Here is a 16269-nt window from a genome sequence, read left to right on the forward strand (position 1 = left end):
CGGCTTGCGCCGGGTGGGACGGCGAACCCGGCGCCGACGGGGTGCCGCCTGCGCCCACCCGTGCCGCCCCTTGCGGCACGCCTGCCCGCAGCTGGAAGCGCCAGCCGGGCCCCCACCCCCGCGCCGCCTGCTGGGGCGTCAGCTGGGCCCTCACCTCGTGCTGCCTGCCCGCAGCTGAAGCGGCCGGCCGGGCGCCCGCCCCGTGCTGCCTGCCCGCAGCTGGGGCGCAGGCCCCCCAGCAGCTGATGACGCACCGTCGGCCCGCAGCTGAAGCGGCCGGCCGGGCGCCCGCCCCGTGCTGCCTGCCCGCAGCTGGGGCGCAGGCCCCCCAGCAGCTGGTGACGCACCGTCGGCCCGCAGCGCAATCGGTACGCGCCCGCAGTCGCCAGTGCACGGGAGGGGCCGTGCCGGTACATCAGATGCCCGTTGCAGGCCGGGCAGGGACCTCCGGGCCACCTCTGTGACGGAGTTCGGCGCCCGGCCTGCAACGGGCGGATGTACCGGCGCGGCCCCGACCCACCCACCAGCTGACAGCGCACCGGCACCGGCACCGACCGCGGCCAGGTGGCGTACTCCGTCTGACCCGTCCAGTTCGACACGTCACGGGAACTCCACTTTTGTGTGGGTATCGGCTCGTTCGATCACCCGTCAACCTCTGGAGGGCGCTGTGGGGCCCGAGGGCTACGACTACGAGACCTACAGCCGACTCGCGGGACCGCTCACACAGCCCTGCGGCTCGGCCTACCGGGTGCAGTACACCAAGCTCCTCTCCCGTGAGCCGCGCCGAGTACGAGCCGTCCTCCTGATGATCCTCGCCCCCCTCCTCACCTGCGCGCTCCTCGTCTACCTGGTGTGGCCCACCCACTGGGTGGAGCGCGAGGGCGGTGCCCGCTGGCTCGTCGGCCTCGACGCCACGATGCTCATATCCATCGGTCTGATCGAGCTGTTCATGGTCGTCAACGTCGCCTCCGTCGCCCACGCCACGATGGTCGCCCGCGACCCCGTCCCCGTCGTCCCCCGGCCCGGCACCCGGGTCGCGTTCCTCACCACGTACGTCCCCGGCAAGGAGCCCCTCTCCATGGTCCGCGCCACCCTGGAGGGCGCGGTCGCCGTCACCCACGCGGGACCCGTGGACGTCTGGCTCCTCGACGAGGGCGACGACGCACAGGCCAGGGCACTCTGCGCGGAACTCGGGGTACAGCACTTCACCCGGCTCGGCGTGCCGGAGTGGAACCGCGAGACGGGCGCCCACAAGGCCCGTACGAAGCACGGCAATTACAACGCCTGGATCGCGATGCACGGCGACGAGTACGAGTTCTTCGCCTCCGTGGACACCGACCACGTCCCGCTCCCCAACTTCCTGGAGCGGATGATGGGGTACTTCCGGGACCCGGACGTCGCGTTCGTCGTCGGACCGCAGGTCTACGGCAACTACGAGAGCCCGGTCACCAAGGCGGCCGAGTCCCAGCAGTTCCTCTTCCATGCGCTCATCCAGCGCGCCGGGAACCGCTACCGCGCCCCCATGTTCGTCGGTACCAACAACGTCGTACGGATCGCAGCCCTCCGGCAGATCGGCGGGCTGTACGACTCGATCACCGAGGACATGGCGACGGGTTTCGAGCTGCACCGCCGCCGCAACCCGACGACCGGCGCCCACTGGCGCTCCGTCTACACCCCGGACGTGCTCGCGGTCGGCGAGGGCCCCGCGTCCTGGACGGACTTCTTCACCCAGCAGCTGCGCTGGTCGCGGGGCACGTACGAGACGCTGCTCAAGCAGTACTGGAAGGCGCCGTTCACGATGCCGCCCGGGCGGCTGTTCTCATACACGCTGATGCTCGTCTACTACCCCATGACGGCCGTCAACTGGTTCCTGGGCATCCTCAGCTGCGTGCTGTTCCTGTGGTTCGGGGCCTCGGGAACCCAGGTCGCCGCCTCCGTCTGGCTGATGCTCTACAGCGACGCCGCGGCCCTCCAGATCGGGCTGTACCTCTGGAACCGGCGGCACAGCGTCTCCCCGCACGAACCGGAGGGCTCCGGCGGCCTCGCGGGCATGGCGATGTCGGCCCTCTCGGCGCCCATCTACCTCAAGTCGCTGAGCGCGGCCCTCAAGCGCAGCCCCAGCCGGTTCGTGGTCACCCCCAAGGGCGGCGACGCCAGCCCCGACCGGATGGCGACCTTCCGCATCCATCTGTCCTGGGCTGCCCTGCTGGCGTTCTCGCTGCTCGTCTCGTTCCTGCTCGGCCACACCCACGCGGCCATGCGCACCTGGGCGGTCCTCGCCATGGCGATCTCCCTCGCGCCGGTCGCGGTCTGGCTCGCCACCCGGTTCAGGGACCGCAGGGCCGGCGCGCCGCGGCGGACGCCCGCGGCGCGGATCCCCGAGGCCAAGGAGGCCGCCCTCGCCACCGGAGCCCCGGCCCCGGTCCCGGGTTCCACGACAGGAGGCAACTAGGCCATGGCCTGCCGGCCCTCGCGGAAGACCAGGAAGACGCTGCTGAGCATCGGCGGTATCGCCGTGCTCGCCGGGCTCAACGCCCCGGCGGTGCTCGGCTTCGCCGAGGAGCAGTACCACGAGTACAAGATCGCCCAGCCCGCCTACAAGGCCCGCTACGGCTCCTGGTCGCAGCTCGACATCCCCGAGGAGTTCCGTACCAACGCCATTCACGCAGCCCTGCTGCACACCGGCAAGGTCCTGATCGTCGCGGGCTCCGGGAACGAGATCAGGAAGTTCGACAAGGGCTCCTTCGACACCGTGCTGTGGGACCCGCGGACGGACACCTTCAAGAAGATCCCCACCCCGGACGACTTCTTCTGCTCGGGACACGCCCAACTCCCGGACGGCAGGCTCCTGGTGGCGGGCGGCACCGCCCGCTACGAGCGGCTGGACGGCGAGGTGGAGCGGGCCGGCGGCGGCATGCGGGTGAAGAACGAGGACCCCGACAAGGCGATGGTGCTGAAGAAGGGGACCCGCTTCCGCTCCCCGGCCGGCGTCGAGTACGTCAGCAGGTTCGAGGTGACGGTCCCGCGGGCCCGGCGCACGCAGGAGATCACGTACAACCGGGCCGGCGTGATGCAGCCCTGGGAGACCAGGATCACCGCGAGCGAGGCCCGTGTCTTCGTCGAGGCCGTCGAGAAGGGCCCGCAGTCGGTGACCGACAAGCAGGCGCAGTACGAGATCGTCGGCCTGACGGGCGAGGACGGGGCCAACACGTACGGCATCTCCGAGAAGATCACCCTCGACAAGCAGGACTTCCAGGGGATCAGGGCGGCCTACGAGTTCGACCCGAAGGCCGAGAGGTACGTGCCCGTCGATCCGATGGCCAAGGCCCGCTGGTACCCGACGCTCGTCGGTCTCGACGACGGCCGGGTGCTGGCCGTCTCGGGTCTCGACGACGTCGGGGTGATCGACCCGGGCGACAACGAGATCTACGACCCGGCGACCAAGCAGTGGACGCCGGGCCCCGAGCGGTACTTCCCGACGTATCCCGCGCTCTTCCTCACCAAGGGCGGCAAGCTCTTCTACCCGGCGTCGAACGCGGGGTACGGCCCCGCGGACCAGGGCCGTGAGCCGGGCCTGTGGGACCTGGGGACCAACACGTTCGAGAAGGTGCCGGGGCTGCGGGACGCGGACGCGACGGAGACCTCCGCCTCGCTCCTGCTGCCGCCGGCCCAGGACCAGAAGGTGATGATCCTGGGCGGGGGAGGCGTCGGGGAGTCCAGGAAGTCGACCCGCCGCACGGCCGTCGTCGACCTCAAGAAGGACAACCCCGTGTTCGAGGACGGGCCCGACCTCCCGCAGGGCACCCGCTACCTGAACAGCGTGATCATGCCGGACGACTCGGTGTTCACCACCAACGGGGCGAAGGACTACCGGGGCCGCAGCGCCAGCAACATCCTCAAGGCGCAGTTCTACGACCCGAGGTCCAACACCTTCCGCGAGGCCGCCGCGCCACGGGTGGGCCGCAACTACCACTCCGAGGCGCTGCTGCTGCCGGACGGCCGGGTCGCCACCTTCGGCTCCGACCCGCTCTTCGACGACCAGCAGAACACCAAGCTGGGTCACTTCGAGCAGCGGATGGAGATCTTCACCCCGCCGTCGCTGCACAAGAACGCCGAGCTGCGTCCGGTCCTCGGCGACGGTCCCGAGGAACTCGACGGGCAGCACCGCGCGACCTTCGCCACCGACCACCCCGAACGCATCGCGAAGGCCCGGCTGATGCGCCCCAGCGCGGTCACGCACACCACGGACGTCGAGCAGCGCTCCATCGACCTGGGGATCGTCAAGGACGGGTCGTCGGTGACGGTGGACGTGCCGAAGGACCCGAGCCTGGTGCCGCCCGGCTGGTACATGCTCTTCGTGACGGACGCGGAAGGTACCCCGTCCGAGGCGAAGTGGATCCAGGTGCGGTAGCCGAACCGGCGCACTAGGCGCCGGAGTTGCGCGCCAGCTCCAGGGCGTACTCCGGCCACCACTCGCCGGCCGCCGGGCCGCCCCGGCAGGGCCCGTCCGACTCGCCGGGCCGCTTGATCCAGAGGTAGGCGTCGAGGGCGGGCTCCGCGGTGTCGGTGGTCGGACCGGTGCCGAGGGCCCGCCCCGGCGGGTTGCACCAGGTGTCGCCGCGGTGGCCACGCAGCGGGCCGTTGCCGTTGCGGCTGGTGTCGACGACGAAGTGCTTGCCGCCGAGGCCGCGCGAGAGCCGGACGCCGTACTCCGTCGTCGCCGCGTCCGTCTGGAAGTTGGAGACGTTCAGCGAGAAGCCGTCGGCCTGCTCGACGCCCGCGCGGCGCAGCGGCTCGACCAGCCTGGACGGGTCGTCGATCCAGTCGGGGTTGCCGGAGTCCAGGTACACCTTGGTGTGGGGCTGCCGCTTGAGCCGGGCGACGGCCTCCGCCAGCAACTGCTCGCGTTCGGCGTGGTACTCGCCCGGCGTGCAGCCGTCCACCACGTGGGCGACCGCGTCCGGTTCGAGGACGACGAGTGCCTTGCTGTCGCCGAGTGCGTCCGCGAACCGTCCGATCCACTGCCGGTAGGCGTCCGCGTCCGGCGCTCCGCCCGCCGAGTGCTGACCGCAGTCGCGGTGCGGGATGTTGTACGCGACGAACAGCGCGGTGCGGCCCTCCCGCGTCGCCGCCGACGTGGTGGCCCGGACGGCGGCGCCCGGGTCGTCCCCCGGGGGCCACAGCGCGGCCGGCTGCCGGGCGATCCGCTCCAGGAGGTCGGCGTCCCGGGTGCGTCCCTGCTGCCGCCACGACTCGATCTGCCGGGCCGCGGGGCTCGCGGGGTCGACCCAGAACGGGGACCCCGCCGTGGACGTGGCGTCCCGGGAGGCGCCCCGGGCGACGGACGTGGCCCGGTCGGCCTCGGGGGCGGACGAGCAGCCCGCCGCGAGGCCGAGCGCCGCGAGCACCGCCGCGGTACGGATCAGCCGGGACATCCTGCCCCCTTGGACGAAGGTGACCTTGGTGATGAATCGTCAGCAATCGTGACATAAGGGGTGGAGTCGGTGGGGAACCGACATCGGTGGGGCGTGCGACGGGGTGCCGTCAGGTCCCGCCCGAGGCCAGCGCCATGCCCAGCGGCGTCCGCTCGTAGAGCACCTGGTGTCCGTACCGCCGCGAGACGAGCAGACCCGCTCCGCGCAGCGCCGAGAGGTGGCCGGACACCGACGAGGGAGCGAGACGCAGCCGGTGGGCGAGGGCCGTCGTGGTGGCGGGTTCGTCCAGCGCGGTGAGGACCGCCGCCCGTCCGCGCCCGAACAACCTGACGAGTGCCTCCGGGGTGCGCTCGCCCGGCTCCGCCCACAGGCCGCCGATGCCCCGGGCGGGGTAGACCAGCGTGGGCTGCCAGGGGGGATCGAAGCCGCTCACCACGTCGGGCCAGGAGAACACGCTCGGCATCAGGACCAGCCCCTGCCCCTTCAGTTCCCGCTCGTGCGAACTCCGGGCGTCGACGGTCAGTGTGCCCGCGCGCCAGGCGAACCGACGGTCCAGCTCCGGCAGCAGCCCGCCCAGGCCCACTTCGGCGAGCCGGCGGGAGTGGAACGCCACGTCCGCCTCCAGCAGGGCCCGCAGCCGCGGCCAGTCGGGCTCCACCAGCGCGTGCCAGGCCGCCTCCAGCAGGTCGGCGAGTTCCTCGATCATGCGGACCGGATCGGCCAGCAGGGCGCGGCCCCTGGGCGAGTCCAGGGCGCCCGGAGTGTCGGCGAGCGCCCGGGCGGTGTCGTCGAGGGCGGCCTCCGGGTCGGCGGCGCGCACCGCGGCGATCTCCTCCTCGAAGCCGACGGCCGGGCCGATCGGCGGCGGGCCGAGCCAGTCCGGCGTGTGGCCGCGCCGAGGCATGAGCAGCCGGAGCGGCGTGAGGTCGAGCCCGGCGGCGGCCGTGCGGATCCGGCGGAGCCAGGGCGCGTGATAGCCGTGCCGCTCCGGCCGGTCGAGCGTCCGTACCGCCTCCTGCGTCTCCCACAGTGCGGACACCGCGAACCGGCAGCGCAGCAGATCGTCCTCGCCGAAGTGCAGGTGGAACGGCATCGGAACCCCTCGCCACCGGGAAGATTCGGCTGACACCGAAACTCTACGGTGCCGTCCCCTCCGCCCGGCACGCTGCTCTCCATGCCGAACGAGTCCGAGGCCGCGGCGACGGTGCCCGCCGCGTCCCCTCCCGCATCCGGGTACCTGCGCGTGTTCGCCGTCCGCGAGTTCCGTGCCGTGTTCGCCGCCCACGCCTGCTCGCTGCTCGGCCTCGTCGTCAGCGAGATCTCCCTGTCGGTCCTCGTCTACGACCTGACCGGCTCACCCCTGCTGAGCGCGCTGACCTTCGCGCTGGGCTTCCTGCCCTACCTGGTCGGCGGGACCCTGCTCGCCGGGATCGCCGACCGCTTCCCCGCCCGGCGGGTCCTGGTCGTGTGCGACCTGGTGTGCGCGGGATGCGTGGCCGCGATGGTGGTGCCCGGTACGCACATCGCCGTGCTGCTCGCGATGCGCTGTGCGCTCGCCGTCGTCTCGCCGGTCTTCCAGGGGGCCCGGATGGCGACCCTGACGGACGTGCTCGGCGACGGCGACCTGTTCGTCCTCGGGCGCTCCCTGCTGCGGATCGTCTCGCAGGGCGCGCTGCTCGCGGGCTTCGGCCTCGGCGGGCTGCTGCTGAGTGTCGTGGCGCCGCGCGGAGCGCTGGTGATCACCGTGTGCACCTTCCTCCTCTCGGCGGCGCTGCTGCGGCTGGGCACCGTCCGCAGACCGGCCCGGGCGGCCGGCGGCGGGGCCCTGGTGAAGGACTCCCTGCGCGGCGCCCGGCAGGTCCTCGCCGACCGGCGGGCACGGGTGCTGCTCCTGCTGTTCTGGGTGCCGCCGTTCTTCCTCGTCGCCCCCGAGGCGCTGGCCGCTCCCTACGCCGACGGGCTCGGTGCCGGACCGGCCGGACTCGGGCTGCTGATGTGCGCGCTGCCCGTCGGCACGATCGCCGGGGAGCTCTGTGCCGGAGCCCGGCTGCGGCCGGCGACCCGCGGCCGCATCACCCTGCCCCTCGTCTGCCTCACCCTGCTGCCGTACCTGGGCTACGCCCTGCACCCCGGCCTCGCGTGGTCGCTGGTCCTGCTGCTGGTCGCCGGCGCCGGATCGGCGTACACGCTCGGCCTCGACCAGTGGTTCGTGCGGGCCGTGCCGGAGGAGCTGCGAGGGCGGGCGATGGCCCTCAACACCGCGGGTCTGATGACCGTGCAGGGCATCGGTATGGCGCTGTCGGGCGTCGCCGCGGAGTTCGCCGGGGTGGCCGCCACGGTCGCCGGCGCCGGGGTGCTGGGCACCGCGTGCTGCGTACTGCTGGCCGTGGAGGCCCGGCGTACGGAGGGCCGGCCGCCGGACGAGGAGGCCGTCCCGCCCGGCGTGGACCCGGGCGCCAGGGCCGCACAGACCGAAACGCGAGACGGGGCTGACCACGATATGACCGGCCGGTAGGGTCTTTGCCGTGCCGAAGCCCCTCAGTCTCGCCTTCGATCCCATCGCCCGCGCCGACGAACTCTGGAAGCGGCGCTGGGGAGCGGTGCCCTCCATGGCCGCGATCACCTCGATCATGCGCGCGCACCAGATCCTGCTCGCCGAGGTCGACGCGGTCGTCAAGCCGTACGGACTGACCTTCGCACGGTACGAGGCCCTGGTGCTGCTCACCTTCTCCAAGGAGGGCGAGCTGCCGATGTCCAAGATCGGCGAGCGGCTCATGGTGCACCCCACGTCCGTCACGAACACCGTGGACCGGCTGGTCAGGTCCGGACTGGTCGACAAGCGCCCCAACCCCAACGACGGGCGCGGCACCCTCGCGTCCATCACGGACAAGGGCCGCGAGGTGGTCGACGCGGCCACCCGCGACCTGATGGCGATGGACTTCGGCCTCGGGGCGTACGACGCCGAGGAATGCGCGGAGATCTTCGCGATGCTGCGCCCGCTGCGCATCGCGGCGCACGACTTCGACGAGCAGTAGCGGGCACCGTACGGCCGCGGGGGCGCCCGAAGATCGTGCCGAACCGGCGGTTACGCTCGAAGGCATGAAAAAGAGCGTGCTGACCCGCTACCGCGTCATGGCCTACGTCACCGGCGTGCTGCTGGTCCTGCTGACCCTCGGCGTGATCGCCAAGTACCTGCTGCACATCGACGGCGCCGAGGACTTCACCAAGGTGGTCGGCATCGCGCACGGCTGGCTCTACGTCGTCTACCTGCTGTTCGCCTTCGACCTGGGCTCCAAGGCGAAGTGGCCGGTCGGCAAGCAGCTGTGGGTGCTCATCGCGGGCACGATCCCGACGGCCGCCTTCTTCGTGGAGCGCAAGGTCACCCAGGAGCTCGAGACGCGGACCGCGGACGGCTCGCCCGCCGTCGCCTAGCGATCCCTACCGGCCTGACCAGCCCCGCAGGGCCTCCCGGCACGGTCGCCGGCGAGGCCCGTTCGGGCGGCGCACCACCGCCGTACGGCGTGTACGGCGGTGGGGCATCGACATTTACTTGGACGTCCTAGTAAATTCGAAGGCATGGACGCTGACGCCATCGAGGAGGGCCGCCGTCGCTGGCAGGCCCGGTACGACGCTTCGCGCAAGCGCGAGGCCGATTTCACCACGCTCTCCGGCGATCCCGTGGAGCCGGTGTACGGGCCGCGGCCCGGGGACACCTACGAGGGCTTCGACCGGATCGGCTGGCCGGGGGAGTACCCGTTCACCCGCGGGCTCTACGCGACCGGTTACCGGGGGCGGACGTGGACCATCCGGCAGTTCGCCGGGTTCGGGAACGCCGAGCAGACCAACGAGCGCTACAAGAAGATCCTCGCCAACGGCGGCGGGGGTCTTTCCGTGGCCTTCGACATGCCCACCCTGATGGGGCGCGACTCCGACGACCCGCGCTCGCTGGGCGAGGTCGGGCACTGCGGCGTGGCGATCGACTCGGCCGCCGACATGGAGGTCCTGTTCAAGGACATCCCGCTGGGCGACGTCACGACGTCCATGACGATCAGCGGACCCGCGGTGCCGGTCTTCTGCATGTACCTGGTCGCCGCCGAGCGCCAGGGCGTGGACCCCGCCGTGCTGAACGGCACGCTCCAGACGGACATCTTCAAGGAGTACATCGCGCAGAAGGAGTGGCTCTTCCAGCCCGAGCCGCACCTGCGTCTCATCGGGGACCTGATGGAGCACTGCGCCGCGAAGATCCCCGCGTACAAGCCGCTGTCGGTCTCGGGCTACCACATCCGCGAGGCGGGCTCCACGGCCGCGCAGGAGCTGGCCTACACGCTGGCGGACGGCTTCGGGTACGTGGAGCTCGGGCTCTCCCGCGGCCTCGACGTCGACGTGTTCGCGCCGGGTCTGTCCTTCTTCTTCGACGCGCACGTCGACTTCTTCGAGGAGATCGCCAAGTTCCGTGCGGCCCGGCGCATCTGGGCCCGCTGGATGCGGGACGTCTACGGCGCGCGGTCCGAGAAGGCGCAGTGGCTGCGCTTCCACACGCAGACGGCCGGTGTCTCGCTGACGGCCCAGCAGCCGTACAACAACGTCGTCCGCACGGCCGTCGAGGCCCTCGCCGCGGTGCTGGGCGGCACCAACTCGCTGCACACCAACGCGCTGGACGAGACCCTCGCCCTGCCCTCCGAGCAGGCGGCGGAGATCGCCCTGCGGACGCAGCAGGTGCTGATGGAGGAGACCGGCGTCGCCAACGTCGCCGACCCGCTGGGCGGTTCCTGGTACGTCGAGCAGCTCACGGACCGGATCGAGGCCGAGGCCGAGAAGATCTTCGAGCAGATCAGGGAGCGCGGGCTGCGGGCCCACCCCGACGGGCAGCACCCGATCGGGCCGATCACCTCGGGCATCCTGCGAGGCATCGAGGACGGCTGGTTCACCGGCGAGATCGCCGAGTCCGCCTTCCAGTACCAGCAGTCCCTGGAGAAGGGGGACAAGCGGGTGGTGGGCGTCAACGTGCACCACGGGTCCGTGACCGGCGACCTGGAGATCCTGCGGGTCAGCCACGAGGTCGAGCGGGAGCAGGTACGGGTGCTGGGCTCCCGCAAGGAGGGCCGCGACGACGCGGCGGTGCGGGCGGCGCTGGACGCGATGCTCGCGGCGGCGCGGGGCGGGTCGAACATGATCGGGCCGATGCTCGACGCGGTGCGGGCCGAGGCGACGCTCGGGGAGATCTGTGGCGTGCTGCGGGACGAGTGGGGGGTGTACACGGAGCCGGCGGGCTTCTAGGCACCGCCGGGAGCGGTGCCGGTGCGGGGGGCGCTGCCCCCGGCCCCCCCCCCGTGTCGCCGCTGGCGCGCTCGTCCTCAAGCGCCGGACGGGCTGGGAAATCCTCCCCGTGTCCGGGAGGTGGGCGCTCGTTCCCCAGGGCCGGACGGGCTGGTGGGTTGCGCCGCTGTCCGGCCGGGGGGGTGCGGGTCTGCTGTCGTGTGTCGCGCTGACGCGCTCGTCCTCAAGCGCCGGACGGGCTGGGAAATCCTCCCCGTGTCCGGGAGGTGCGCGCTCGTTCCCCAGGGCCGGACGGGCTGGGAAATCCTCGGCAAGGCGCGAGCCGTTCCCCGGCGCCGGACGGGCCGGGCGCCGGTCAGTCCTGGGTTGCCGCGCCTGTCAGACCCAGGAGCAGTATGCGGGTGAAGCTGCGGACCCACTCCTCGTCCGCGGGCTCCGCGCTGACCAGGGTGCGGTGCACCACCGCGCCGGCGACCACGTCGAAGATGAGGTCCGCCGTGCGGGCGGCCGACTGCGGGTCCTCCTCGGGGGGCAGTTCGCCGCGTTCCTGCGCGCGGGCGCGGCCCTCCAGGACGAGGCGCTTCTGGCGGTCGACGATCGAGGTGCGGATGCGCTCGCGGAGGGGTTCGTCGCGGGTGGACTCCGCGACGACGGCCATCAGGGCGGTCTTCGTCTCGGGACGGCTGAGGATCGCCGCGAACTGGAGCACCACGCCCTCGATGTCGGCGGCGAGACTGCCGCGGTCGGGCAGTTCGAGTTCGTCGAAGAGGACGGCGACGGCGTCGACGACGAGCTCGTTCTTGCCCGCCCAGCGGCGGTAGAGCGTCGTCTTGGCGACCCCGGCGCGGGTCGCGACGTCCCCCAACGTCATCTTGGACCAGCCCAGTTCGACCAGCGCCGCGCGCGTGGCGTCCAGGATCGCGGCGTCCGCGGCGGCGCTGCGGGGACGCCCCGTGCGGGGGACCGAGGTGCGGCTCTGCATGTCAGCGACCATATCCGGGCATGGCGAGGACCATATCCGGCTGTTCTGCGAGGCCGTGAGGGAGATCACCGGGGTATCGCGTACGGCGGCGCTTCGGGGGAGTTACGCTACGACTCGTAGCGAAAGCTGGTGCGGCTCTGCCGCGCGAGCGACAACCACAGGCGCCAGGTGGGGACCCGGCGCCGAACAGCACACCGACAGGCCGGGCTTCGACCACGTCACGGGCCTGGCTTCGAGCACGCTTTTCACACGTGCGCGCGGAAGGGGGAGGATGTACTCATGCAGCCACGGAACATGTCCATGAGCGGAGTCGTCGACCTCGCCGCGGTGAAGGCGGCCCAGGAGGCCAAGGCGAAGGCGGAGCAGGCGCGCGCCGAAGCGGCCAGGCAGGGCGGCGGAGGCGGGGCCGTGTCCCCCGCCGGCCTCGTCATCGACGTAGACGAGGCGGGTTTCGAGCGCGACGTCCTGCAGCGCTCCACCGAGGTACCGGTCGTCATCGACTTCTGGGCCGAGTGGTGCGAGCCGTGCAAGCAGCTCAGCCCGGTCCTGGAGCGCCTGGCGGTCGAGTACAACGGACGCTTCGTCCTCGCCAAGATCGACGTCGACGCCAACCAGATGTTGATGCAGCAGTTCGGGATCCAGGGGATCCCGGCCGTCTTCGCGGTGGTCGCCGGCCAGGCGTTGCCGCTCTTCCAGGGGGCCGCGGGCGAGACGCAGATCCGCGGCACGCTGGACCAGCTCGTCCAGGTCGCGGAGCAGCGCTTCGGGCTCACCGGCCTGACCGTCGACGCGGAGGCCGCGCCGGAGGACGCCCCGGCGGCGCCGGAGATCCCGGCCGGGCCCTACGACGCGCTGCTGGAGGCCGCCGTACGGGCCCTGGACGCCGGGGACCTGGCGGGCGCCGTCCAGGCGTACAAGAACGTGCTGAGCGACGACCCGGCGAACAGCGAGGCCAAGTTGGGGCTCGCACAGGCGGAGCTGCTCCAGCGGGTGCAGGACGCGGATCCGCAGCAGGTGCGCAGGGATGCCGCCGAGAAGCCGGGCGACGTGCGGGCCCAGATCGCCGCCGCGGACCTGGATCTGGTGGGCGGTCATGTCGAGGACGCCTTCGGGCGGCTGATCGACGCCGTACGGCGCGTGGCGGGCGACGACCGGGACGCGGCGCGGCTGCGACTGCTCGAACTCTTCGAGGTCGTCGGCGCCGACGATCCCCGCGTGACGGCGGCGCGCCGGTCGCTGGCGAGGGCCCTGTTCTGACCTGTCCCTAAACGCTCGGACATGTGGTGCCCGAGTGAAAGGTTCGCCTCCGGAGTGACTTTGCGGCCGCGTTTTACCAAAACTTGGTAATCGCGGCCGCTGTTACTTGGAGTAAGTCAGAGGCGTTGATCTGTCGGATTCCGTCCGGAAATCAAGTACTTCGCCCCCTCGCTCGACACCACCCTGAGTCGCCGACCGATACCGACGGGTCGTTGTTCGGTTATCCGGCCGTTACTAGCGAGTAACGAACCCCCTTGTGTCGGCGGCGAGAATGCACCACGATCGGCGACGCTCGGTCCATTTCCGTACCCCGACAGCCAATCGGGCCACCGGTTTTTCTGGGTCCCCACCGAGTAGGGCCGGCGGCAGTGGCGCCGGTTCTTGGACAGGGGGGTCTCCGCTCATCGGCGGAGCCTGTCCAGCAGGTTGTGCGTGATGTGTGTCAGGCGCGACCAGTGGTTGTCGCTCGGGGGTGATCGCCGGTGAATCGGGCGCAGTTCGCGCCGTCGAGATCGGGCGCTCTCCTTCCCGAGGACGTAGCACTTCTCCCATCCCTGCCCGGCTGAGCCGCCGTCATGGGGCAGTCAGGGCCAGGAGATGTACGTCCGAGAAGGAGGAAATATGGAGTCCCAGGTGCGTGGCGGGACCAGATGGAAGCGGTTCGCGGTCGTGATGGTGCCCAGCGTGGCCGCCACGGCAGCGATAGGTGTCGCCCTCGCGCAGGGCGCTCTCGCCGCGTCGTTCAGCGTCTCCGGTCAGTCGTTCAAGGTGACGGCGGACCGGCTCGACGGTACGGGCTTCTCGCAGTACGGAGCCATTGACGCGGGCTACACGCTCGACGGCAAGAAGACGGCTCACCCCGTCGCCGTCTCGGCGTTCAAGTCCGCCTCGATCCAGGGTATGTGCCAGTCCGTTGTCACCCCGGACGTGCCCATCTTCGGTTCCGTGAGTCTCATGCTGAAGGCCGGCGGTGGCGACACCCCGGTCAAGGCCGAGAACCTGTACATCGACGTCGAGGACCTGCAGGCCGACGCGACGTTCCGCAACATCGACATCGGTGTTGCCGCCAAGGACGCCAGCAAGGGTCCGGGCATCGCCAAGGGCGACCAGGCGAACCCCTACGGTTTCGCGCAGCAGGCCGACTCGGCCACGCTGACCGACGTGAAGCAGACGGCGTGGGCGACCACTGCCGGAACGTTCAAGCTCAGCGGCCTGAAGATGTCGCTGTCCAAGGGCGTCAAGGAGTGCTACTAGGCACTCCGTGGGGCGGACGGGGAAGCCGCCGGCTACCTCGTCCGCCCCGCTCCGTCCCTTCCGCAGTACGCGTACTTCTCACAGCAAAGCCGTTCCAGGGAGCTGTTTTCCATGAGCGCCGAGACTCCTGCCGCGCCCGGCCAGTTCACCCACCAGAGGCTGAGGTTCCGCGCCTGGCGGGGTGACCGGCCGTTCTGGGCCGGCCTGTTCGTCCTGCTCAGCGGACTGCCCATCGCCTACTTCCCGTACGCGAATCTGCAGATCGGCCATCTGACACTGGCGATGGCCACCACCGCGGGCGCGGGGTCCCTGATCATCGGCGTGCTGCTCGTGGTCCTGGGGCTCAGCCTCTGGTTCCAGAAGCACGTGCGCACCTTCGCGGGTGTCGCGGCGATCCTCCTGGCCCTGGTGTCCATCCCGGTGTCCAACCTGGGCGGCTTCCTGATCGGTTTCCTGCTCGCCCTCATCGGCGGGGCCATGGCGGTCTCCTGGGCACCCGGGGCGCAGAACCCGGAGCCGGCCGGAGTGGCCCGCAAGAGCGAGGTCCCCGACGCCGCCGCCGCGGAGCCCGTGCACGGGCTGAGCAAGCCCGTCGAGCCGAACGAGCCGTACGAGCCGAACGATCTGTCAGGAACGAGCCCGACCAACGGGGCGAACGGGAGGCACAGTGCCGGCTGACGAGGTGACCCACGGGACGTATGTGGACGAGTCCCGTGTGAGAACCGGGCCGCGTCACGCGGCGCCCAGGAAGCCGTTGTTCACCAGGTTCCACATGCCGGCCGGCAAGGCGATAGCCCTGGCGGCCATGCCGACGGCCGTCCTGATGGGGATGGGACTCACGCCGACGCTCGCGCAGGCCGAGGACCACCCGTCGTCGAAGAGCCTGACGGCGGACGAGTACCAGAAGTGCGTCGAGGCACTGGACGGTTCCGAGGAGACGTCGGCCTCGCCGTCGCCCTCCGCCTCCGCCTCGGAGAGCGCCGAGGCGACGGAGCCGGCTCCTTCGGCCACGACGTCCCCGGACAAGTCCTCTTCGTCGGATTCAGGTTCCGACGACAAGGGCGAGTCCACCCCGGCGCCGTCCCCGAGCAAGACGTCCCAGAGCAGCGGCGGCGACGACACGGCCACGGCGACACCCTCGCCGTCCGAGACCAAGAACCCGCTGGACCCGCTGGGCATCGGCGATGCCATCAAGGACGTCCTCACGCCCGACGACGAGGAGGAGGCGAGCGCCACCCCCACGCCGTCCGCCTCCGCCACGGCGAGCCCGGGCAAGGAGACGTCCGACCCCGTCAAGGACACGGCCGACAAGGTCACCGGGACGGTCGAGGACACCGTGAAGGACACCACCGACACGGCGTCCAAGACGGTCGAGGAGACGGCGGAGAAGGCCAAGGAGGCGGCCGGTGACGCCACCGCGTCCCCGAGCCCGTCCGCGAGCGAGAGCGCGGACGCGGAGGGCTGCCCCACCGCCACCGACGAGGAGGGCGGCGTCGAGAAGATCGCCTCCCTGCCCGACGACCCGTGGTACCTGAACGCCAGCTCCCTGCTCCTCAAGGGCGCCGACTACCAGGGCATCGTGAAGGTGCGCACCGCCAACGGCACCGTCAAGAAGGTCCTCAAGTACGTCATCTCCGACGGCACCGACATCGGCGACCTGCACCAGACGGTCGACGACAAGCAGGCCGGCAAGACGTACCACGTGCAGGCGGCCAAGGGCTCGACGTCCACCATCCGCAACGGCAAGACCGTCATGTACACGGAGAGCATCTCCGGGAACCTGCTCGGTCTGATCCCGGTCACCTTCGACCCGGACAACCCGCCGCCGCTGAACATCCCGCTGATCTACTTCACCAAGGTGAAGGTCGTGCAGGCCGGTCAGTTCGGCGGAGACCTGACCGTGCCGGGGCTGCACCAGTACACCACCGGCTGACCCCGCCGCACCGCGCCGGCCGAGGCCGGCCACAGGACCCGTTCGGGAGCCGCACAGGACCGGGGGGGGGGGGGGGGGGGGGAGGGAGGGGGGGGGGGGGGGGGTATGTAGTGGGGTAGATATATGTAGAC

The 16269-nt window shown here is 71.3% G+C and carries 13 protein-coding genes; 10 read left to right on the top strand and 3 right to left on the bottom strand.

Features of this window, described 5'->3' with window-relative positions; all coding sequences use genetic code 11:
• The first annotated feature begins 667 nt into the window (after positions 1–667).
• Together ACZ4NT_RS10670 and glxA are read left to right on the top strand one after the other, a co-directional pair.
• A complete protein-coding gene (locus tag ACZ4NT_RS10670; protein ID WP_467724708.1) occupies positions 668–2452 on the top strand; it encodes a glycosyltransferase family 2 protein in 1785 nt (594 codons plus the stop codon).
• A gap of 3 nt (positions 2453–2455) precedes the next feature.
• Entirely contained in the window at positions 2456–4411 is a 1956-nt protein-coding gene (gene glxA / locus ACZ4NT_RS10675) for a radical copper oxidase GlxA (protein ID WP_467724710.1), read from the top strand.
• A 13-nt stretch (positions 4412–4424) separates the two neighbouring features.
• Here the strand turns inward: glxA and ACZ4NT_RS10680 are convergent, their stop codons facing one another.
• Positions 4425–5435, bottom strand: coding sequence for a glycoside hydrolase family 6 protein (locus ACZ4NT_RS10680; protein WP_121406036.1), 1011 nt, complete (start codon positions 5433–5435; stop codon positions 4425–4427).
• A 109-nt stretch (positions 5436–5544) separates the two neighbouring features.
• Positions 5545–6528 (bottom strand): ArsR/SmtB family transcription factor, encoded by a 984-nt coding sequence (locus ACZ4NT_RS10685; protein ID WP_467724712.1) that lies wholly within the window; start codon positions 6526–6528, stop codon positions 5545–5547.
• A gap of 81 nt (positions 6529–6609) precedes the next feature.
• Between ACZ4NT_RS10685 and ACZ4NT_RS10690 the strand changes: the two genes are divergently transcribed.
• From ACZ4NT_RS10690 to ACZ4NT_RS10705, 4 genes are all read left to right on the top strand, one after another.
• Positions 6610–7950, top strand: a complete 1341-nt coding sequence (locus ACZ4NT_RS10690; RefSeq protein WP_121406445.1) for an MFS transporter — start codon at positions 6610–6612, stop codon at positions 7948–7950.
• A gap of 10 nt (positions 7951–7960) precedes the next feature.
• The gene (locus ACZ4NT_RS10695) at positions 7961–8470 is read left to right on the top strand and encodes a MarR family transcriptional regulator (protein WP_121406038.1); all 510 of its coding nucleotides are present in this window, start codon (positions 7961–7963) and stop codon (positions 8468–8470) included.
• A gap of 64 nt (positions 8471–8534) precedes the next feature.
• Positions 8535–8867, top strand: a complete 333-nt coding sequence (locus ACZ4NT_RS10700; protein WP_121406039.1) for a DUF3817 domain-containing protein — start codon at positions 8535–8537, stop codon at positions 8865–8867.
• 144 nt (positions 8868–9011) lie between these two features.
• On the top strand, positions 9012–10712 hold the full coding sequence (locus tag ACZ4NT_RS10705; RefSeq protein WP_467724715.1) for an acyl-CoA mutase large subunit family protein: 1701 nt from the start codon (positions 9012–9014) through the stop codon (positions 10710–10712).
• 355 nt (positions 10713–11067) lie between these two features.
• Here ACZ4NT_RS10705 and ACZ4NT_RS10710 read toward each other — a convergent pair whose 3' ends face one another.
• Positions 11068–11694 carry a TetR/AcrR family transcriptional regulator gene (locus ACZ4NT_RS10710; protein WP_121406446.1) on the bottom strand — a complete coding sequence of 209 codons (627 nt, stop codon included), beginning with the start codon at positions 11692–11694 and terminating at the stop codon, positions 11068–11070.
• 279 nt (positions 11695–11973) lie between these two features.
• Between ACZ4NT_RS10710 and ACZ4NT_RS10715 the strand changes: the two genes are divergently transcribed.
• The 4 genes from ACZ4NT_RS10715 (at position 11974) to ACZ4NT_RS10730 (ending at position 16138) form a co-directional block, all read left to right on the top strand.
• Positions 11974–12951 carry a tetratricopeptide repeat protein gene (locus ACZ4NT_RS10715; RefSeq protein WP_121406041.1) on the top strand — a complete coding sequence of 326 codons (978 nt, stop codon included), beginning with the start codon at positions 11974–11976 and terminating at the stop codon, positions 12949–12951.
• 621 nt (positions 12952–13572) lie between these two features.
• Positions 13573–14205 carry a DUF6230 family protein gene (locus tag ACZ4NT_RS10720; protein ID WP_121406042.1) on the top strand — a complete coding sequence of 211 codons (633 nt, stop codon included), beginning with the start codon at positions 13573–13575 and terminating at the stop codon, positions 14203–14205.
• Positions 14206–14316: 111 nt separating this feature from the next.
• Positions 14317–14883, top strand: coding sequence for a DUF6114 domain-containing protein (locus tag ACZ4NT_RS10725; protein ID WP_121406043.1), 567 nt, complete (start codon positions 14317–14319; stop codon positions 14881–14883).
• Positions 14873–16138, top strand: coding sequence for a YtxH domain-containing protein (locus ACZ4NT_RS10730; RefSeq protein WP_121406044.1), 1266 nt, complete (start codon positions 14873–14875; stop codon positions 16136–16138). The genes ACZ4NT_RS10725 and ACZ4NT_RS10730 overlap by 11 nt, the downstream gene beginning before the upstream one ends.
• Positions 16139–16269: the final 131 nt, after the last annotated feature.

The organism is Streptomyces sp. NPDC026417 (genome assembly GCF_055567695.1).